The sequence below is a fragment of the Methylobacillus pratensis genome, from assembly GCF_054072455.1.
Map to the genome: position 1 here is coordinate 50,475 of NZ_JBSUSR010000003.1, position 19,279 is coordinate 69,753.

The following is a 19,279-nucleotide window of genomic DNA, read 5'->3' on the forward strand; positions in this document are numbered from 1 at the left end:
TAGAAATATCTGCCTGATACTTCTATGCCGGGTAGCCTTCTGGATAAGGGGCTTTTCTTTGGGTATTTGCCATGGTGGCGAGCTATAAAATAGAATGAGAACCATTTTTAAAAAATGCTAATCTCATGGCAACTCAGGAAAGCAGTATCGTCCAGCAGTCGGTTGATTCGCTTTATGTTGCGCACCACGGCTGGCTGCACGGTTGGTTGCGCAGGAAGCTCGGCAACGCATTCGATGCGGCTGACCTCGCACATGATACCTATGTGCGGATTCTCGTTTCCGGCAATACGCCCTCTCCTGAGCAATCCCGCCAGTATCTTGCGCGTATTGCCAATGGCCTGGTCATTGACCTCTATCGGCGCCGCCAGATCGAGGCGGCCTATCTGCAGGCGATCAGCTTGTTGCCTGAGCCTGAGGTGCCTTCTGAGGAAACCCGTGCGTTGGTGATCGAGGCATTGGTCGAAATTGATGTCATCTTGCACAGTATTGCGCCCAAGGCGCGTGCCGCGTTGCTGATGTGCAAGCTGGATGGCATGACCTACCGCGAGATTGCCGGTCGGTTGAATGTGTCTTTATCTTCTGTCGAAAAGTATGTCGCCAGTGCACTCCAGGCCTGTTACCGCGCATTGTACGAGTCCAGCCGTTGATGAGGCGGGGTAGCGTGCATGTCAGGTGAGAACCAGCCTGCCGGGGAGCGTGACTTGATCGACCAGGACATTGTGCAGCGTGCATCCATCTGGATGGCGAAGCTGTGGTCCGGCGAGGTGAGCGATGCTGAACGACAGGCTTGTATGGCCTGGCGTGCGGAGCATCCTGATCATGAGCGGGCATGGCAGCGCTTGCAGGTGATGGAAAGCAAGCTGGATGCACTGCCGCGCGAAGTGGCGCGGCATACCTTGCGAGAGCCTGCCGTCACCCAGCATATGGCGCGGCGGCGCACATTACGCTTGCTGGGCGTCGCCTTCATGGCGGGTGGCTCAGCCTATCTCCTGCGCGAATCCCGTTCGTGGCAATACTTGGTGTCGGATCATGCTACGCGCGTGGGACAAGTGAGCGAATTGACCCTGCCCGACGGTACCCAGCTGACCCTGAATACGGCTACGGCCATCGATGTGCAGTTTAATGAACGGGAGAGACGCATTGTGCTGCGCGAAGGGGAAATCCTGGTGACGACAGCGGCTGATCCTGCCACTGTTCACCGTCCATTGATTGTGCAAAGCCGTGATGGCACGGTCCAGGCCTTGGGCACACGTTTTGTCGTACGGCAGGAGCAGCATGCTTCCCGGGTGGCTGTGTTCGAAGGCGCCGTCGAGGTACGCATCCGGGATGCCTTAAGCGCAGTCAGGGTGAATGCCGGCGAAGGCGTATCGTTCTCTACGCAGCATGTGGGCGGTGTGATGCCTGTACGGGAAAGCAGTGCTGCCGCCTGGTCGCGGGGCATCCTGGTTGTCGAACAAATGCGCGTGGCTGACTTCATTGCCGAAATCGGCCGCTACCGTACCGGGCTGTTGCGTTGCGATCCGGCGATTGCAGATTTGCGGGTGAGCGGCGTCTTCTCCCTCGCCGATACTGACCGCGCACTCAATAACTTGAGCCTGGGTTTGCCGGTCAAGGTCGTGTATCGCACCCGGTACTGGGTCATGGTGCGCCCAGCCTGATCCCATGGCTGATGCTGATTGCGCCATGAAAGTTGTGATGCGGCTTAGCGATAAGTCTGGGATGGTGTTTCAAGGCTGAGAAATTTTCCAGAAATTTTATTACGGGTTTTGCTTTTTCATTCGGAAAACAAAATGAACCACGATAAATTTTCTGAATTGAAAGGGCAGCCCATGGCATACCTATGCCGTCACCACCATATTGCTTTACCCGTCACTCCCCATCACCCTGCCTTTGTCCCGGTTTTCCAACGGAAGGCAGTCAATGCTGCCGTGCAGGCATTCTTCCTGGCCTGCGCAGTCCAGGTGACGATGCCTGCGGCACATGCAGCGGACGTGCGTCAGCAGCAAGTGGAACAGCAGCGCAGCTATCATATTGCGCCTGGCCCGTTGGACCAGGCCTTGAACAGCTTTGCCAGCGCGGCAGGCATCGAGGTTTCGGTCAATGCGGCTTTGCTCAATGGCAAAACCAGCACAGGCCTGAATGGTAGTTTCACCGTACGGCAGGGATTTGACGAGCTGTTGCGCGAGCAGGGATTGCAGGCCGTGCGCAATGACAATGGCGCGTACTCATTGCATGTGGTTACGTCGCCGCGCGTGGAAAACTCCCCAGCAATGCTGCCGGAAGTCGCGGTGCAGGCCAGGGCAGACTTGCCGGGCGAATTGCCCGCTAGCTATGCCGGCGGACAGGTTTCACGAGGTGCGCGCGTGGGTATGCTGGGCAACCGCGATGTCATGGATACGCCGTTCAATATCACCAGCTATACCAGCGACCTGATCCGTAATCAACAGGCGGCGACCTTGGCGGATGTGCTCGACAACGACCCGGCTGTGCGCATGAGCTCGCGCGGTCGCAATACCAGCATTGGTGGCGGGGATAATTTCTTCATGCGCGGTTTTGTGCTGGGTAACCGGGATGTCGCCCTCAATGGCTTGTATGGCGTGTTGCCCTACGGCACGTTGTCGCTGGAAACCGTGGAGCGCGTAGAAGTGCTGAAAGGGCCGGGCGCGTTGCTGATGGGTATGGCGCCTAGCGGCGGCGTTGGCGGCGCAATCAATGTGGTGCCGAAACGGGCGACGGACCAGCCGATCACGCGCTTCACGCTCAATTATGCCTCGGATTCACAATGGGGCGGGCATATCGACCTCGGGCGGCGCTGGGGCGAGCAAAACCAGTTCGGGATACGCGTGAACGGCGTGTATCGCAGCGGAGATACTGCCATTTCCAACCAGGAAGCCACCTTGATCACGGGCGCTATCGGGCTGGATTTCAAGGGAGAACAATTGCGCGCCTCGCTGGACCTGGGATACCAATCCGATGATGTCAGGGGCGCTTCGTTGGGATATAGGCAAAATGCCAATTTGACGCATATTCCCAGTCCGCCCAGGGCAGGCAAGCAGTTGGCCCAGGATTGGGAGCGCCGGAAATACCGCGATGATTACCAGGTGGCGCAGGCTGAGTACGATATTACTCCACGCTGGACTGTCTACGGATCGGCAGGCGCACGGGATCATCAACACAGCAACTTCCGTACGGAATCAAGAATTGAGGCGGCAAATGGTCGTTTGGGAGTCGTTCCGGTCAACTACCCGGAATATTCCGACACCAAATCCTATCTGCTGGGCAATCGTATCAAGTTCAATGCATTGGCTGCTGAGCATGAGGTCAACCTGTCCTATTCCAGCCTTGATATCGAGGCTGGCTATGGGTTTGCGCAATGGACGGCGATGGCATTTGCATCCAATATTAATGCTCCGGTATGGGTAGCTGACCCTCTTGCCTCCAATGCGCCTTTTGATGGTTTTCTCGATATGCGTAAGGCATCGGAAACCAGAATCACCTCGGTGGGCGTATCCGATACCATGTCTTGGCACGACGGTGCGTTGCAATTGTTGCTAGGCCTGCGCCGTCAAAAAGTGTCGGTGGATAATTACGATGGCGGCTCGCCCACCAACAATAAGACTTCCGAATACGACAAGTCGGTCAATACACCTGCCGTGGGCGTAGTCGTCAAGCCATGGAGCAATACCTCGCTTTACGCCAATTACATCGAAGGGCTGAGTCAAGGCGCCCAAGCGACCCCGCCGGCAGAAAATGCCGGACAGGCCTTTGAACCGACCAAGACCAAGCAAAAGGAAATCGGGGTCAAGGTGGACTTTGGCCGCCTGCTGGGCACGATAGCCTTGTTCGAGCTGAAACAGCCGAATGCCATCAATGTGCCGGGCAGCACCCCGGCCGCTTATCTCTATCGTATGGATGGCGAGCAGCGCAACCGCGGCATCGAGTTCAACTTGGCAGGCGAATTGGCTGAGGGTTTGCGCACCATCAGCGGCGTGACTTACATGCAGGCCAAGCAGGTCAAGACGCAGAATGGCCTCAACGATGGCAAAGATGCCTTGGCAGCACCACGTTGGATTGCGAACGCCGGCTTGGAATGGGATACGCCTTTTGTCCCCGGCCTGACATTGAACACGCGTGTCATAGCGACAGGCGAACAGTATGTGAATGCGCAAAACACCCTGTCTTTGCCGGGCTGGGCGCGCTGGGATATCGGGGCGCGTTACCAGACCAACTATCTTGGTCATCCTCTGACATTGCGTGCCAATGTGCTCAATGTGGCTAATCGCAGCTATTGGGAAGGCAGCGCCGGGTCAGGCGGCATTGTCTTGTCCGCGCCCAGGGTATTGACCGTTTCCGCCACTATCGATTTCTAGCGGCCATCGTGTATCGGGGATGCTCTGCCCAGGCCACAGAGTACCCCGAGAATAGAAACCCAGGACGGATGGACTATGCTGGAATAGCTGATTAAAATGAGAACAATTCTTATTTTTTGGCCAGGCCATGTCTTTCGACCAGGAGCGGCAGTCGCTGCAACTTCTTTATACCCACCATCACGGCTGGTTGCAGGACTGGTTGCGGCGCAAATTGGGCGATGCGGCGGATGCGGCCGATGTGGCGCAAGATACCTTCATGCGCATCCTGACGGCGCCTGAGCATATTGCCGAAAAAAAGTCGGGCTGGCAGTTGCAGGAGCCGCGCGCCTACCTTACCGTGGTGGCAAAGCGCCTGGTGGCCAACCTCTACCGCAGGCGTGCCCTGGAGCAGGCCTATCTCGATTCCCTGGCGCTCATGCCGGACTTGTCCGCGCCTTCTCCCGAGCACCGGCTGGTGATCCTCGAAACCCTGCAGCAGATCGACAGCATGCTCGACGGCTTGCCTGCCAAGGTACGGGCCGCATTCCTGCTGGCGCAGCTCGAAGGCATGACTTACGCCCAGATCGCGCAGCAGCTGAAAACCAGCGAGCGCACGGTCAAGCGCTACATGGTGCAGGCGATGGCGCGTTGCATATTGCTCTCCGCATGACGGCAATGAGTGAAACGATTGCCCTGCAAGCAGCGGAATGGTTTTTCCGGCTGCAGGAGCCTGAAGCCACTGAAGCAGACCAACAGGCCTGCGCTGCATGGCGCGAGGCAGACCCCATGCACGAGGCCGCCTGGCAGCGTGCGCAGCAGGTAAGCACCACGCTGGGAGCCTTGCCTGGCAAGCTGGCGCATGCCACCTTGCAGCGCAGCCACCTGGAAAGCCGCCGCCGCGCGGTCAAGGCCCTGGCGGTGCTGGTTGTGGCCGGGACGGCCGGCTGGCACGGCTGGCGCAGCGAGCCGGTGCGCCTGCGCTTGGCGCAATACAGCACGCGCACCGGGGAGCGCAGGCAAATCCAGCTTGCCGATGGCACTGCGGTGCACCTCAATACCTCCACCGGCATCAATACCATACTGGATGCCAACCGGCGCTTGATAGTGCTGGAAACGGGCGAAGTGCTGATCCAGACCGGCAAGGGCCAAACGCCGGCGGGGCATGCGGCATACCATCCGCTGGTGGTCGCCACCCGGCATGGGCAATTGAAGCCGCTGGGCACGCGCTTCATCGTGCGGCAGTCTGCGGAAGATATCCAGCTTGCCGTGCTGGAAGGCGCGGTGGAAATCACCACGCGCGAGGGCGGGCGGCGCGTGATACAGGCAGGCTGGCAAACGCGCTTCAATGACGAGGCCATCATGCCGCCTTCGGCAGTGGCGCCCAATGCCGATAGCTGGACGCAAGGCATCCTCCATGCGCGCGAAATGCGCCTCGCCGACTTCGCAGCCGAACTCGCACGCTACCGGTCGGGCGTGGTGCGCTGCGCGCCGGAAGTGGCGGAGCTAAAGATTTCTGGTGCGTTCCAGCTTGCCGATACCGACCAGGTATTTGCCAGCCTGCCCATGGTGTTGCCTGTGAGAGTCAGCTACCTCACGCGGTATTGGGTCACTTTCAATGCGCCCAGTGCCGGAGCTTGAGGTCCCACGGCAATATAGCCAGAAAATTTTCCAATTGTTGTCCCCTTTGCCGATCTGGCGTGTGAAGTGAATTGAAAGCAATTCTTATTCATATTCACTAAAGGGAAATTCATGCAACCGCAATACCATCATCACTCTGTGCTGCAACGCGCAGTGCAGGGTGCCATTTTGCTGCTGGCCGTGGCCGGCACGACATTCGGCCATGCGCCGCTTGCGTTGGCAGAAAGCAACAGCGTGGAGGCTGCGCGCCATTACCAAGTCAAGGCCGGCCCATTGGATAGCGCGCTGGGCGACTTTGCCGGCGCTGCCGGGGTCAGCATTACCGTACCGCCTGCACTGGTATCCGGTAAACACAGTTCCGGCCTGAGCGGCAGCTATACCACGCAGCAGGGGTTCGACACATTGCTCGCCGGTTCGGGCTTGCAGGCGGTCGAAAGCAGCAAAGGGGTATTCGTGCTGCAGAAAGCCAAATCCCTGGGCGGCGATAAAAGCGGTTCCGCCTCCACCTTGCCTGAAGTGAGCGTTTCCGCCAGGGCAGAGCGCAATGCTGTGACGGAGGGCTCTGGGACCTACGCCGCCAAGGTAGTCACGATCGGCAAGACCGAGCAGACCTTGCGCGAGATTCCGCAATCGGTATCGGTGATGACGCGCCAGCAGATGAACGACCAGAATTTCACCACGGTAGGAGAAGCGCTCAACCAGATGACCGGCGTGCGCGGTTACGGTTACGAGCGCGGCGAAAGCTTCATGATCCGCGGCTATACCGCGAATACCCAGTTCAACGGGGTACCGCAACAGGATACTTCACGTCATTACGACCTGGCGCTCTACGATCGTGTCGAAGTGCTGCGGGGGCCTTCCGGGTTGATGACCGGCAGCGGTGAGCCGGGCGGAACGATCAACTACGTGCTGAAGCGTCCGCAGGATGTGCTGACGATCTCTGCTGTCGCGGGGTTGGGGTCATGGGACCAGCAACGCGCGGAGTTCGATGTCGGCGGGCCGTTGAATGCGGATGGCAGCCTGCGTGGCCGTACCGTCATGGTCTACCAGGACCAGGATAGGTTCTACGATGTCGGCATGAATCGCGACAAATTGTTGTACGGCGTGCTGGAATACGATCTGACGCCTAATACCACGCTAGGCTTGTGGGCCAGCTATTCAGACCGCGACTACAAAACCTTCTGGGGCTTGCCAACCTATAGCGACGGCAGTTTGCCGAGCCGGCGGTCCACTTTTGTCGGCATTGACAAGAACGCCGAGGATGAGGACAAGAATATCGCGGTGGATTTCAAGCACAAGTTCGATAGCGGATGGGTAGCCAAGGGCGTTTACAGTTACAAGAACAACCAATATGCCGGCTATGGCGTCTATGCATCGACGCCCGTGAACACGGTAACTGGGTTGAGCAATGTCAATGTCGGTTTTATCGATACTGAAACCACCTGGCGCAGCATGGACTTCAACTTATCGGGGCCGGTGGAATTATTCGGCCGCACCCACACCCTGACTGTCGGTTACAACAAGGCGGAGTATGATTACCTGGGCGGCTCGCGCTATTCATCAGCCACGAACCAATCTCCGCTTACCAATCACAATTGGGATAGCGTCCTAAATACCAACATCCTCAGCAAAGGCCAGACATACACCGAGCAATCGGGTTTTTATGCCTCGGCCAAGATCAAGATGCTGGATTCGCTGAGTTTGATACTGGGAGGTCGCTGGACTGATTTCAGCAGCAAGAACCGCACCGGCTGGCCCAACAAGACGGCATGGCAACACAGCAATGAGAATACCGACGGGGAATTCACCCCTTATGGCGGCTTGGTGTGGGACATCGACCAACAGGTCACTTGGTATGCCAGCTATGCGGATACCTTTGTACCACAAACCAATTTCGACGCATCCGGCAAGGTGTTGGACCCGCGAGTGGGCTGGCAGATTGAAACCGGCCTCAAGGGCGAGTTTCTCGACGGACGCCTGAACGCCTCGGTGGCATTGTTCCGGATAAGGGATAAAAACCGCGCCATGGTCGACAGCGCTAACATCGGTTGCGGCGGCACTTCCACGGGCACCTGCTACACGCAGGCTGGCGAGGTAGAAAGCCAGGGCGTTGAATTCGAAGTGACGGGGCAGCCCCGCGAAAACTTGAACCTCTCCGTTGGCTATACCTATAACCAAGCCAGGTTCCGCAGCGACAGCACTGCGGATGCAGGCGACCGTTTTGCCGCCAACCAGATCCCCGAACACATGTTCAAGTTCTGGTCGCAATACCGCTTTGACGGCAGCACGTTCTCGGGCGCCCTGAATGGCTGGAGCGTGGGGGCGGGCGTGCAGGCGCAAAGCGACATGTATACCGATACGGCTCGCCAAGGCAGCTATGCCATTGCCTCAGCGAAACTGGGTTACCAGATCGACCAGCACTGGGATTTGTCGCTGACGGTCAATAACCTGTTCGACCGCAAATACCTGCAATATCCCGGCAATACCATGTTCTACAACATTTACGGCACCCCAAGAAATGCCTTGCTGATGGTGCGCTGGAAATATTGAGTTTGTAAGTTAGCTTCTAGGCATATCTCGTCATGTAACGGGATATGCCTGCCCTCCTCAAGAATTGCCCTGTTCGGTTTCCCCTCTATTCCTATTGCTTCAATAGCTCCAGTGGCTCAATCAAATGCAAGGCCATTTCACTTAGTGGAAAACAAGCCGCTGCATCGAAACGTTTTTTTGCTATTATACGTTTCGTATACATAATATTTACCAGGAGCAGGCCATGGGCATTGTCAAGATTTCAGACTCAATGCACGAGAACATCCGTTCCGCGAGCAATGCGTTCAGCCGTTCGATCAATTCTCAGGCGGAGCATTGGTTGCGGGTGGGCATGCTGGCGGAGATGCATCCGCAATTGAGCTATACGGAGATATGCCGCTTGTTGTTGCAGATCGAGCAGAGCGGCGGAGAGGTGGGCAATGCCCTGAAACCGGCCGGGGGCGATGTGGCTTCCGTGATCAGTCTCAAGCGGACTCTGTGATGCGGGTTGTGCTGCATGGAGCGGATGATATTGCGAAGGCGCGCATAGCCGGGCAAATGGCTGCCCAGGTGCTTGCCATGATCAAGGAGCACGTGGCGCCGGGCGTGACGACGGAAGATCTTGACCGCATTTGCCACGAATATATCGTGCATAAACTGAAGGCGATTCCCGCCAACCTTGGCTACAGCGGTTTTCCCAAGACCATTTGCACATCCGTCAACCATGTGGTCTGTCATGGCATTCCTTCCGAGAAGCAGGTGCTGTGCGATGGGGATATCCTCAATATCGATGTGGCGGTGATCAAGGATGGCTGGTATGGCGATACCAGCCGCATGTATTTTGTCGGCAACGTTGTGCCAGAGGCTGTGCGGTTGATGCAGGCCGCCTATGATGCGATGCGGGCAGGCATTTTGCAGGTGAAGCCGGGCAATACCCTGGGCGATGTGGGATATGCAATCCAGCAGGCGGCGCATGCGCAGGGGTTCAGCGTGGTGCGTGAGTATTGCGGCCACGGCGTTGGCCAGGTTTATCATGACGAGCCGCAGGTACTCAATTACGGTCAGCCTGGTAAAGGGCTCAGGCTCAAGCCTGGCATGATTTTCACGGTAGAGCCGATGGTGAACGCAGGCAAGGCCGCTACCCGGACATTGCAGGATGAATGGACGGTGGTGACGCAGGACAGGAGTTGGTCTGCTCAGTGGGAGCATATGGTGGTGGTGACCGAGCAGGGGTTTGATTTGCTGACCGATTGGCCTGATGCGCTGGATCCTTATCAGGAAATTGCATGAGGCGCTACGCGACTTGCGCGTCTTTTTCTGGCAGCTTGAATGCCTGGGAAAAGTTGATGGAGCTCGCTGCGGTCATTCTTCATCAGGATAACTTGCAGGCTGAAATTCATTACCAGCAGGCCTTGGTGCTGGCCGAGGAAATGCTGGGAGCGTGCGTTGCCGCAGGTGATGATGAGGTCGTAGAATACGGTGATGCCGTGATTGCTGCGTTTGTCGTCGCCCACCATAATCTCGCAGATATCTACCGCGGGCAGGATAGGCAGCCCTTGGCGGCACAGCATTATCAGGAAGCGCTGCAACGCTTGGAAAGCTTGTGCAAGGATGAGGTTGCTCCGGAAGATTTACGCGCTCTCGCCACCAGGCATATGACGCGGGTATTGGGCGAGTGGGTTGCGTATCAACAACAATGTGGAAACTATCCAGCCAGTACGGGGCAGAGTACCGAGCGTCCCAGTTGACCGGCTGGAATCATGTTGGACTTATTTGCTGCTGGCAGATTCGTCGAGTTTCTTGCCTGCGTCTGGTCCGGACTTCAATGTATAAATGTCCTCGATATGAATCAGGACGGCGAATTTCGGCGTTTTCATGCCGTTCTTTTCCGCGAATGCCAGCGCATTGTCATAGGGTGCAGTGCCTGCGCTGAATAACTCGGGCGTCCCGACGATTCGGTAGCCATCCAGCGCAGGACGGTCAATTACGGCAATTGCCATTTTCGAACCGTCGCGGATGTTCTGTAAGGTCTGGCCGCCGGTGTTCTCATTGTAGATCAGGGTCTGGTCGTCATAGGCTCGTAGCGAACGCTTGGGGCCGATGTCCGGCAGACCCTCTTTGCTTACTGTGGCTTGAACTGGTAGCTCCTTGGCCAACATGGCCTTGATTGAATCATTGAGTCTTTTCATTTGTATTCCCTTGATCTTGCTTGGTTAGAAACCTGATAACTAGCGCATCATATCAAAAATATACGTAATGTATATATATTGTATATTTTCTCTGCGGGACACATCGTTCGCCAACGTGGTTTAATCTCACCTTGCTTCACTGATTGGAACAGGCCTCATGACCGCTGCACAAAAATCCCCAGATACCAGAAAAACACACGACCCAGGCAAGAAGGCCGGCATCATTGCCTTGTTGTTGTCTGTCTTTTGCGTGCCGTTGCTTGGTGTTGTGGTGGGGATATTCGCGCTGCTCAAATCGCGCGCAGCGGGTCAAGGTAATTTGTTTGCCGTCATAGCCATCGGCATCAACCTGATCTACACGGTGCTGCTGGTGCTATTCCTGGTCAGCGCCAACTATGTATCCCAGGGAAAAGCGGCACAGCAGCAACAGGAAGAGTCGCTTGAGGCCTTGGCTTTGCAACAGCATGGTTCCGTGGATACTGCCCGTATCGCGCAAGAACTGCATGACAAGCTGGAGTCGTTCCGCGCAACCCACGGCGTCTATCCTTCATATAAGCAGTTGCTATCCGAGCGCGGCCCATTGGCTTTGTCCGAAGAGCAGCGCGAGGTGTTGGTCAATACGGCAACACCGCGTGGCACGCGCGTGGGCTTTCAATCTTGCGTGGCATCCAATGGCGTGAGCAGCGGAGTGATGCTCAGGCCTGGTTCCGGCAATCCTCCGCTGGTTGCGGGCGATTGCAGCAATATCGCGGCTAGGCGCGAGTAAGCCGGCGCCAGCCCATGACCATGCCTGCGGCGGTGAGAATGACGCCGCCGATGGAGAACAGGATCACTACAATCCAGCGCGGGATCTCGGCATTGTCGAGCGGTGCGAAGTCGAGGCGGTGCAGCGCTGCAAACAGCCAGCGATAGGTGCGGCTGTTATTGTCCTGCGATGCCACGATGCGCGTAGTGGCCGGGTCAATGTAATAGCTGGTGGCGGATGCATCATCCAGGTCGATGCGGATGACCGGGGACACAGCTTCCAACCGTTTGCCGTAGTAATACCTGTCGCCGTGTTCCAGCCGGGTGGCGGCCTTGACCCTTGCATCGGGTAGTATGCCTGCGATCTGTGTAGCGAATGCCGACGTTGCGAATGGGGCGAGCGGCGCTCCGCTGCCGGCATCCAGCATCCAGGTGCGATGCTGTGCAAGGCCGAGCAGGACAGGTTTTCCAGCAAAATATATCCATTCGACCTCGCCAATTTTCTCTGTAGCGCCTATCTGCGCTGGCAATGCCGGCAGCGGCCCGTCAGGCGGGTTGCCTGCCCAGTGCTGCGATTCTTCCGCGCTCAGCTTCCTGCCTGCGAACATGTCGAACGGCTTCATCGACAGCCAGCCGCTGAACAGCCAAGTCAGGCACAGCACGCCTGCGAGCAGGCCGGAAACATGGTGCCACTTGGCCCAGCCGCGATATGGCGTCATGCGGCCTCCCTTGTAGCGGCGACGCAGTCGCAGGCGGTCTATCCCGAGCCAGATGCCCATCAGGCTCATGGCCGTGGCGGGGAACGATAGCCACATGACGACTTGGCGCCAGGCTTCGTGATGGTCAAAGCGCAACGGGGTGAAATAAATCCAGTGAATGACGGAGCCCAGCCAGTTCCAGGCGCGTTCGCCGCGCGAAGTATCCAGCACGACCTCGGCCGTGCGGCTGGACAAATACAGTACGTCGCCGTTGGTGAAACTCACGCGATGCAAGGGCCGGTGGGGATGGAGCGAGGACGAGATCGACCATTGGTCGCGCTCGATCAATTCTGTATTGCTGATGGATGCGCCAGGCAGGAAAGCCTGGGCGGACGTGCGGATGTCGTCGGGCGTGACGGTCAGTTTCTCGCCGCTGTCTGCCCAGATGGAATGCCAGCTACCCTGGTGTAAGGCGTGGTAAAGCGGTCGCCCGTTGTGCATGGTAAGCCGGAGCTTGTCCGGCTCACCGCCCAGCATGGCGGCCACCTGGGCCGGCGCTATGCGCACCAAGCCGGGCGCAACCGCCTCCAGGCGGGGAATCCGTTCTTCCTGCGCAAGCTTGGGGTAGGCCACGAACAACATGACCACCCCGGAAATGAACCAGAGCAGCACCAGCACGCCAAGCGCTATCCCCAGCCAGCGATGCCAGAGGTGGAGGTTGCGCATGGAGAAGAGTTTCATGGTGCCGTGCTCAGGTTAGTAGCGGAATTCCGCAGTCAGTTCGAGCTGGCGCGGTGCGCCGACAACGAGCTGTTGATCGTTATTGTTGGACATGGAAGCGTAGAATTTGTCAGTCAGGTTGCGGATATTGGCACGCAATGTCATCTGCTTATTCACATTCCATGCCGCACTGGCATCGAATACGGTGTAACCGGCCATCGAAACGCTATTGGTATTGCTTGCGTAGCGTTTGCCGACATAGCGCGCGCCTATCCCTGCCTCCCATTGCGGAGCCTGGTAGTAAACCCAGGCATTGGCCAGCTTTTCCGGCACATTGCTTGGCGTATTGCCTGACCTGGAAATCCCGGTATTGCCTTCAAGCAGTTCATCGAAGCGTGCATCCAGCAAGGCGGCATTGAAATCGATGCGCCAATGCTCAACCGGCAGTAATGTGGTGGTGAATTCAATACCGCGCGAGGATTGTTTGCCTCCCTGCACAGAAATCAACGGGTCTGTCGGGCTCCGGGTAATGATGTCGTCCTTGGCAATGTGGTAGGCAGCCAGCGTGACTTCTCCTTTGGATTGGGGAAGCAGGTGCTTGATGCCAATTTCATATTGACGCGATCTGGTCAGGTCGAACTTCGCATTGTCGAGATTCAGCCCCAGCATATTGGTAATCGGGTCGGTGCCGCGGCTGGTTTGAGCGTAAACAGAAGTCGCTGTGAAAATGTCATATACAGCGCCAATCCGCCACGTTAATGGGGAAAAGCTCTGGGAAGAGCTTGCTGTTGGGACAATATAATCCTTACGCTTGGTATCGATATAGTCTTTTCGCAGGCTGACGAGCAGCTTCAATTTGTCGGTCGCATTCCAGGCGTTTTCCAGGAACAATGCTCTCTGGTCGAGATCAGCAGCATAATTGTTGCGCAATGCCTGGTTGGTGATGAAACTGCCTGCGGCCGGGTCATACAGATCGACCGTGTCGGTGAGCGAGTTATTGGTATTCATCTTGTGCATGAAGTCCACGCGGGAGATATCGATACCAACAGCCAAACGATTTTCCCGGCCAAACATACTCGAACTGGACGCAAGCTGGAAAATATTGCCGATCTGCTTGAGGTCATGGTCCACATTGCGGAATGCCGCACGGGTGACGCGCAATGTCGCAGGGTTCAGGCGCAGGTCGTCGGCATAACGCCAGTCGCGCGTTGCATGAAACCAGTAGGTTTCATTCGTGATGGAGAGTTCAGGCGTCACATCCCACTCGAGTTTGGCGCGGACGCGGGTATCAACAAAATCCATCTTGTTGTTCTCGACGTTGTAATTGTTCTTGCGCAGGCCGTAAAGCAGTTTGCCGTTGACTGCAGGAACGCCGTAGTTCACGGTAGGTGAGTCTTCAGCATGATCGAGCGTGAAGCCGAAACGTACAGTGTCGGAAGGCTCAAACTGCCACGAAGTCATGATCTTCTTCGTATCGTAATCGCCGCGGTCGATGTAGCCGTTGCCGCCCGTGACGGATGCGTCAATACGAAAGGCGCCGATCTCGCCGAGTGCGCCTGTACCCCCAAGCGCGGAACGGTAAGCGCCGCGCGTACCAATCCCGACTAACGCTTCCAATGAGGCTTCCCTGCTCGCTTTTTTACGGATGCTGTTCACGACGCCGCCGCTGGAAGCATCTCCGAACAATGCGGATGCCGGGCCGCGCAGCACTTCGATTCTTTCGTATCCCCAACTGTCGGAAGGGTAGGTCAACGTGCCGGCAGCGGTAATCAGCCGGATGCCGTCTTCCGCCTGTGCAACAGAGTTATTGCCGGCGAAGCCACGGGAAGAAAAGGACTGCCCGACGCCGGGCGTACCGATATCCGAGATTCCCACGGTGCGCGTGACCGCTTCGCGGATGGAAACATCGCCGCGCTGGCGGATTGTATCGGCATCCACCGAGTCGATGCTGGCCGGAATTTCCTTGGCGGTAAGTCCCAGACGGTTGCTGGTGGTATTGACTTTGTTGAGTTTGATGCTGGGTCTGTCAGATTGACCAGACACTGTGATTTCTTCAAGCAAGGCTGGAGTTTCGGCAAATGCCGGATGGGAGAAAATGCCAACAATGGCAAGGGTGACAAAACGATTTTGTTTCATGATTTTGATTATTTATATTTGTTTGTGATGAACGGAGATAAAGGATTGCCTTTATCTCCGTCGTTATACGATGAGGTCTGGCTAGTAGCGGAATTCAGCTACCAATTCCAACTGGCGGGGAGCGCCTACAGTTTGCTGGCTGCTACTGTATGCGTAGGCAGCGTAAAACTTGTTAGTGAGGTTCCGCAAGTTTGCACGAAGGGAAATTTGCCTGCTAACGTGCCAAGCTGCGCTGGCATCATAAACTGTATAGCCTGCTATACTGATGTCGTTGGCATTATTGGCATAGCGTTTACCGATGTAGCGTGCGCCTACGCCTGCTTCCCATTGCGGGGCCTGGTAGTAAATCCATGCATTGGCAACTTTCTCTGGCACGTTGCTAGGTGTATTGCCTGCGCGTGAAATACCGGTGCCACTTTCAATCAACTCATCATAGCGTGCATCAAGAACCGTAGCGTTGAAATCAAGGCGTAAACGTTCTACCGGGAATATGGTGGTCGCAAACTCAACCCCTCTGGATGATTGCTTACCCCCTTGAACAGCCGTGGAAGGGCTGGCTGGATCGTATGTGATGATATCGTCCTTCGCAATGTGATATGCGGCTAAAGACCATTCACCCTTTAGATTTTGCAAGGACTGCTTGATGCCGATTTCCGCCTGACGCGAACGAGTAAGGTCGAATCTGCTGTTGGCGAGATTGAGACCCAGCAGGTTGGTGATAGGGTCCGTGCCACGACTTACTTGGCCATAGATAGCAAGGTCGGGCGTAATGTCGAAGACTGTACCTGCCCGCCAAGTAAGCGGGGTGAATTCTTCAGCTGAGCTGGGTCTATCAGCACGCAGGCTTTTATTCTCGGTATCAATATAGTCCTTGCGCAATCCGATCAACAATTTCAAGTGCTCGGTGGCGCTCCAGGCATCCTCTAGATAAAACGCATTTTGCGTGATTTGAGAATCGTAGTTGCGACCCAGTGGATCAAAGCCTCTACCAGGATCAAAATGGCCTAGAGGCAAGCTGGAGTCGATGGCGCTTAGGTTGCGATTGCCGCTATGGCGGAAATCGGTATGTGTCGAATCCCAGCCGATAACGAAACGATTTTTATGGCCGAAAATATCTTCAGAAACAATTAAGTCAGCACGATTGCCGTATTGCTTCATATCATGCCTGAGGTTGAGATAGTCGGTACGATCTACCAGTCTAGTTGTTTCGTTGTAATCATAAACTTCAAGATTCTGCCATTCCCTATAAGATTTGAACCAGTAGGTCTCATTCCTAAGCTGAAGGGTGGGGGAGATGTTCCACTCTACCTTGGCTCTAGCGCGTGTATCGGTAAATTCCATACGATTGTTATCGATGTTGTAATTGGCTTTGCGCAAGGAGTGGCGAATCTTGCCATCCACTAGGGGAGCACCGTAATTTGCAGTTGGGGATTCATTCGCGTGATCCAGCGTGAATCCTATTCTCAAGTTGTCGGTAGGAGTGAATAGCAGCGAGGTCATGATTTTCTGACTGTCGTAATCGCCGCGGTCTATGTAGCCATTACCCCCCAATGCAGAAGCATCAATACGGAACGCGCCAATTTCGCCAATCGCGCCAGTGCCGCCAACGCCTACGCGATATGCGCCACGTGTGCCTGCGCCAACCAAGGCCTCAAGAGAAGATTCTCTACTGGCTTGTTTGCGTATGCTGTTGATAATGCCGCCAGCTGAGCCATCCCCGAATAAAACGGAAGCCGGACCACGCAATACTTCGATTCTTTCGTAACCCCAAGTGTCGGAAGGATATGTTTGGGTGCCTGCGCCAGTGGCCAGCCTGATGCCGTCTTCGGCCTGAGCTACCGAATTGTTGCCGGTAAAGCCGCGCGAAGAAAATGCCTGGCCGCTACCTGGGTTGCTGATATCTGTAATACCGGTGGTACGAGTGACTGCCTCGCGGATCGAGATATCCCCGCGCTGGCGTATCGTTTGTGCATCCAGCGTTTCCACGCTTGCGGGTGTTTCTTTTGCGGTCAATCCCAGCCGGCTGCTGGTGCTGTTGGTTTTTTTCAGGTTGAGCCCGGGTTTGTCGGACTGTGTTTTGACCTGGATTTCCTCCAAAGTGGCATCTTCCGCCAGCGCCCCGCTGGAAAAGACAGCCATCAAAGCAGCGGCCAGGATGTAGTTGCTGTTTTTCATTGATTGCTCCCTAATGGATTGTTCAGCATGACGAACTGTCATGTATAAATCAGCCATATGGTCGGAGCAGGGGGAGGATGCATGCAAAGCGGCTGCAACGGCAATTCGACCTGAGGCGCCAATGGCAACCCAAGTCTGCAATGCATCAATAATGTCGAATGAAAATGGTGAACATTCGCCGATTCCAGGACACCCCGCCCTTGCTCGAACAACATAGCTGACTTGCGGCAGGTCTCCTGACTCTCGGGTCATCGTCTTGTTTGCAGCCTTCCCGGATCAATATCCAGTGGCAAGAGTGGCAAACAGACTCACCGATTACAGTTGCGGGGGCAGTTCCGGATTACGATCATCGTGTCTTCACCAGATTCCCTATTATTCTCCCTGCCGGTGGCAGGGAGAAACCGTAAGTTCAGAAATGTTAATTTCTATTCATTGTTAAATCAATCAATATTAGCTCCCAGAAAGAGAAGGAAAAGTCTGTGTTTTTTCATCCGGATACCAGAATTTCGCATGGCAAGCTTCGCATGCCTGCTGGATATGCTCTCCTGCGCGCATGAGGTCCTCCGGGTCTTTCTTGTCGATGGCGATCACCGCCTCATACACCGCAGTGTGAAGCAGGTGTGCATTTGCAATGAAAGCCGCACGGTCCTTGGCGATCGCTTGTTCGATGTGTTCCGCTCCCAGCTCTACAGGATGGGTCGATGTTTCCGCGCCTTCATGGGCTACCTTCCTGCCCGGGATCAAAAGCAGGTTGGCAGCTTCTGCCAGGGTAATGGCATGCTGGCGTACTTCGGCCCATTCTTCGTCGGTCCTGGGGCTGTGTTCTTCCACACCTTCGCTTGTAATAATGATGGAAACGGAATTCCATACATGGTCGGCATTGGGGTCGATGATGGACAGCATGATTTCCTGCAAGGAGGCGCCAGGTTTGAATGCTGCTTCCTCCTTCAAGTCCGGTTTGTTGCAGCCGGCGAGGTTGACCCCTAGTGCAATAAGCAATCCAATATGCAGCAGGAAATGGAAGGTCTTTTTCACCATTAGACAAAGCCTATGAAGCGGCCGGCAAATGCCACGCCAAACCATAAGGCGAGGATCAGCACAGCGGTGAATCCGCCCAGCCATGGATTCGGCTTTTCGAGCTGGGTGACGATGCGATAAAGCGTAAGCTGGAAGAGCAATGCGGCAAGGATCAGGTACAGCTTGATCCAGAATACGAAGTTGTCATGATAGTGCAGGGCTGCGGGTACAAAGATCAGCAAGCCTGAAAAGAGCAGCAGGCCCAGCCCCAGCCAGATCAGCCGGTTGCTTTCCCGGGCGAGTTTGGGCAAGGGTTGTTGATGAAGGCCAAAGCCAAACAGCCGTAAGCTGACGAGCACAATTGGCGCCAGCAACAGGATAATGCCTGCAATATGGATGATCTGGGCCACTGCCCACAGCATGCGGTCCTGTTTTCCTATGAAAACCCCGATGCTGCTGTTCTGGATGGCGTTGAATAGTTCTAGGCTGGTCATGGTGGTTGCCGTTGGAATCCAGTTAATAGCTAAGGTAAGGAATCAGCCGGCCGGTAACGACAACCAGGCTCCACAGGATGAGCGATGTCCAGGCGCCAAACTTGACCCCGGCTGGAATGCCAGAGGCATCATGGCTCCAGGCATGCGCATGACGGCCCCATTTGAACTCGAACCATGCAGCATTGAGCCCGGCGAATGTGATGAATGCCAATTTCCACAAGAAAACTGGCAACACGATGAGCTTGGGCGCCGCCGCGGCGAACAGCAGAGCGCCTGTCGCCATGGTGACGGCAAAGCCGCCGAGCAGCCAAGGCCGCAACTGCTGGAGTATTTGCGGGATCGGCACATTGCGGAACAAGACGCCGACAAGGCGCAAGTCGATGAAAAAAAGCAGCCCTACGGAAAGCGCGAGTCCAATCAGGTGTATGCCTTCGACAATAGGGAAGGCAAAAAGCGATTCACGCAGGGAAGTCCCGATTTCGGAATCGTAAAGCAGTTCTGCAAAGGTTAAGACTGACATTGTCGCCTTTTAAGTACGCCGTGTTCTTCAGATGGGATGGCACGGTAATTGAACAAGCGCTTCATGGGTG

At 55.9% G+C, this 19,279-nt stretch carries 17 protein-coding genes and 1 riboswitch; of the genes, 10 read left to right on the forward strand and 7 right to left on the reverse strand.

The features are described from left to right. The first annotated feature begins 125 nt into the window (after nt 1–125). From ACW4YW_RS07610 to ACW4YW_RS07650, 9 genes are all read left to right on the forward strand, one after another. The gene (locus tag ACW4YW_RS07610) at nt 126–647 is read left to right on the forward strand and encodes a sigma-70 family RNA polymerase sigma factor (RefSeq protein ID WP_457137029.1); all 522 of its coding nucleotides are present in this window, start codon (nt 126–128) and stop codon (nt 645–647) included. Nucleotides 648–665: 18 nt separating this feature from the next. Next, complete coding sequence (locus tag ACW4YW_RS07615) at nt 666–1,658, forward strand: FecR domain-containing protein (RefSeq protein ID WP_457137030.1); 993 nt, start codon at nt 666–668, stop codon at nt 1,656–1,658. Nucleotides 1,659–1,829: 171 nt separating this feature from the next. Next, nucleotides 1,830–4,370, forward strand: a complete 2,541-nt coding sequence (locus ACW4YW_RS07620; protein ID WP_457137031.1) for a TonB-dependent siderophore receptor — start codon at nt 1,830–1,832, stop codon at nt 4,368–4,370. A gap of 127 nt (nt 4,371–4,497) precedes the next feature. Next, on the forward strand, nt 4,498–5,019 hold the full coding sequence (locus ACW4YW_RS07625; RefSeq protein ID WP_457137032.1) for a sigma-70 family RNA polymerase sigma factor: 522 nt from the start codon (nt 4,498–4,500) through the stop codon (nt 5,017–5,019). Nucleotides 5,020–5,024: 5 nt separating this feature from the next. Next, nucleotides 5,025–5,987 (forward strand): FecR domain-containing protein, encoded by a 963-nt coding sequence (locus ACW4YW_RS07630; RefSeq protein ID WP_457137033.1) that lies wholly within the window; start codon nt 5,025–5,027, stop codon nt 5,985–5,987. A gap of 111 nt (nt 5,988–6,098) precedes the next feature. Next, nucleotides 6,099–8,537 carry a TonB-dependent siderophore receptor gene (locus tag ACW4YW_RS07635; RefSeq protein ID WP_457137034.1) on the forward strand — a complete coding sequence of 813 codons (2,439 nt, stop codon included), beginning with the start codon at nt 6,099–6,101 and terminating at the stop codon, nt 8,535–8,537. Between the two features lie 223 nt (nt 8,538–8,760). Then, nucleotides 8,761–9,018, forward strand: a complete 258-nt coding sequence (locus ACW4YW_RS07640; protein ID WP_457137035.1) for a ParD-like family protein — start codon at nt 8,761–8,763, stop codon at nt 9,016–9,018. Continuing rightward, complete coding sequence (gene map, locus ACW4YW_RS07645) at nt 9,018–9,806, forward strand: type I methionyl aminopeptidase (RefSeq protein WP_457137301.1); 789 nt, start codon at nt 9,018–9,020, stop codon at nt 9,804–9,806. Before ACW4YW_RS07640 ends, map begins: the two co-directional genes overlap by 1 nt. Beyond that, nucleotides 9,803–10,264: a hypothetical protein gene (locus ACW4YW_RS07650; protein WP_457137036.1), complete on the forward strand. Its 462-nt coding sequence runs from the start codon at nt 9,803–9,805 to the stop codon at nt 10,262–10,264. The genes map and ACW4YW_RS07650 overlap by 4 nt, the downstream gene beginning before the upstream one ends. A gap of 21 nt (nt 10,265–10,285) precedes the next feature. On the opposite strand, the gene ACW4YW_RS07655 is transcribed toward ACW4YW_RS07650, so the two are convergent. Continuing rightward, complete coding sequence (locus ACW4YW_RS07655; protein WP_457137037.1) at nt 10,286–10,705, reverse strand: pyridoxamine 5'-phosphate oxidase family protein; 420 nt, start codon at nt 10,703–10,705, stop codon at nt 10,286–10,288. A 157-nt stretch (nt 10,706–10,862) separates the two neighbouring features. Here ACW4YW_RS07655 and ACW4YW_RS07660 point away from each other — a divergent pair, with 157 nt between their 5' ends. After that, on the forward strand, nt 10,863–11,471 hold the full coding sequence (locus ACW4YW_RS07660) for a hypothetical protein (RefSeq protein WP_457137038.1): 609 nt from the start codon (nt 10,863–10,865) through the stop codon (nt 11,469–11,471). Here ACW4YW_RS07660 and ACW4YW_RS07665 read toward each other — a convergent pair. The 6 genes from ACW4YW_RS07665 to ACW4YW_RS07690 form a co-directional block, all read right to left on the reverse strand. Beyond that, nucleotides 11,458–12,888 (reverse strand): PepSY domain-containing protein, encoded by a 1,431-nt coding sequence (locus ACW4YW_RS07665; RefSeq protein WP_457137039.1) that lies wholly within the window; start codon nt 12,886–12,888, stop codon nt 11,458–11,460. The two genes, ACW4YW_RS07660 and ACW4YW_RS07665, sit on opposite strands and share 14 nt — an antisense overlap. A gap of 15 nt (nt 12,889–12,903) precedes the next feature. After that, on the reverse strand, nt 12,904–15,003 hold the full coding sequence (locus tag ACW4YW_RS07670; RefSeq protein WP_457137040.1) for a TonB-dependent receptor: 2,100 nt from the start codon (nt 15,001–15,003) through the stop codon (nt 12,904–12,906). A gap of 81 nt (nt 15,004–15,084) precedes the next feature. Beyond that, nucleotides 15,085–17,430: a TonB-dependent receptor gene (locus ACW4YW_RS07675; protein ID WP_457137041.1), complete on the reverse strand. Its 2,346-nt coding sequence runs from the start codon at nt 17,428–17,430 to the stop codon at nt 15,085–15,087. Continuing rightward, nucleotides 17,389–17,599, reverse strand: a riboswitch (cobalamin riboswitch). It overlaps the preceding gene by 42 nt. Before the next feature lie 29 nt (nt 17,600–17,628). Further along, entirely contained in the window at nt 17,629–18,216 is a 588-nt protein-coding gene (locus tag ACW4YW_RS07680; protein ID WP_457137042.1) for a hypothetical protein, read from the reverse strand. Next, complete coding sequence (locus ACW4YW_RS07685) at nt 18,216–18,689, reverse strand: DUF6644 family protein (protein ID WP_457137043.1); 474 nt, start codon at nt 18,687–18,689, stop codon at nt 18,216–18,218. Before ACW4YW_RS07685 ends, ACW4YW_RS07680 begins: the two co-directional genes overlap by 1 nt. 22 nt (nt 18,690–18,711) lie before the next feature. Beyond that, nucleotides 18,712–19,209, reverse strand: coding sequence for a DUF6644 family protein (locus ACW4YW_RS07690; protein WP_457137044.1), 498 nt, complete (start codon nt 19,207–19,209; stop codon nt 18,712–18,714). Nucleotides 19,210–19,279 lie beyond the last annotated feature (70 nt).

Coding starts and splice junctions, on each gene's coding strand:
- ACW4YW_RS07610 (WP_457137029.1), top strand. CDS start 126: ATGGCAACTCAGGAAAGCAGTATCGTCCAGCAGTCGGTTGATTCGCTT.
- ACW4YW_RS07615 (WP_457137030.1), top strand. CDS start 666: ATGTCAGGTGAGAACCAGCCTGCCGGGGAGCGTGACTTGATCGACCAG.
- ACW4YW_RS07620 (WP_457137031.1), top strand. CDS start 1,830: ATGGCATACCTATGCCGTCACCACCATATTGCTTTACCCGTCACTCCC.
- ACW4YW_RS07625 (WP_457137032.1), top strand. CDS start 4,498: ATGTCTTTCGACCAGGAGCGGCAGTCGCTGCAACTTCTTTATACCCAC.
- ACW4YW_RS07630 (WP_457137033.1), top strand. CDS start 5,025: ATGAGTGAAACGATTGCCCTGCAAGCAGCGGAATGGTTTTTCCGGCTG.
- ACW4YW_RS07635 (WP_457137034.1), top strand. CDS start 6,099: ATGCAACCGCAATACCATCATCACTCTGTGCTGCAACGCGCAGTGCAG.
- ACW4YW_RS07640 (WP_457137035.1), top strand. CDS start 8,761: ATGGGCATTGTCAAGATTTCAGACTCAATGCACGAGAACATCCGTTCC.
- map (WP_457137301.1), top strand. CDS start 9,018: ATGCGGGTTGTGCTGCATGGAGCGGATGATATTGCGAAGGCGCGCATA.
- ACW4YW_RS07650 (WP_457137036.1), top strand. CDS start 9,803: ATGAGGCGCTACGCGACTTGCGCGTCTTTTTCTGGCAGCTTGAATGCC.
- ACW4YW_RS07655 (WP_457137037.1), bottom strand. CDS start 10,705: ATGAAAAGACTCAATGATTCAATCAAGGCCATGTTGGCCAAGGAGCTA.
- ACW4YW_RS07660 (WP_457137038.1), top strand. CDS start 10,863: ATGACCGCTGCACAAAAATCCCCAGATACCAGAAAAACACACGACCCA.
- ACW4YW_RS07665 (WP_457137039.1), bottom strand. CDS start 12,888: ATGAAACTCTTCTCCATGCGCAACCTCCACCTCTGGCATCGCTGGCTG.
- ACW4YW_RS07670 (WP_457137040.1), bottom strand. CDS start 15,003: ATGAAACAAAATCGTTTTGTCACCCTTGCCATTGTTGGCATTTTCTCC.
- ACW4YW_RS07675 (WP_457137041.1), bottom strand. CDS start 17,430: ATGACCCGAGAGTCAGGAGACCTGCCGCAAGTCAGCTATGTTGTTCGA.
- ACW4YW_RS07680 (WP_457137042.1), bottom strand. CDS start 18,216: ATGGTGAAAAAGACCTTCCATTTCCTGCTGCATATTGGATTGCTTATT.
- ACW4YW_RS07685 (WP_457137043.1), bottom strand. CDS start 18,689: ATGACCAGCCTAGAACTATTCAACGCCATCCAGAACAGCAGCATCGGG.
- ACW4YW_RS07690 (WP_457137044.1), bottom strand. CDS start 19,209: ATGTCAGTCTTAACCTTTGCAGAACTGCTTTACGATTCCGAAATCGGG.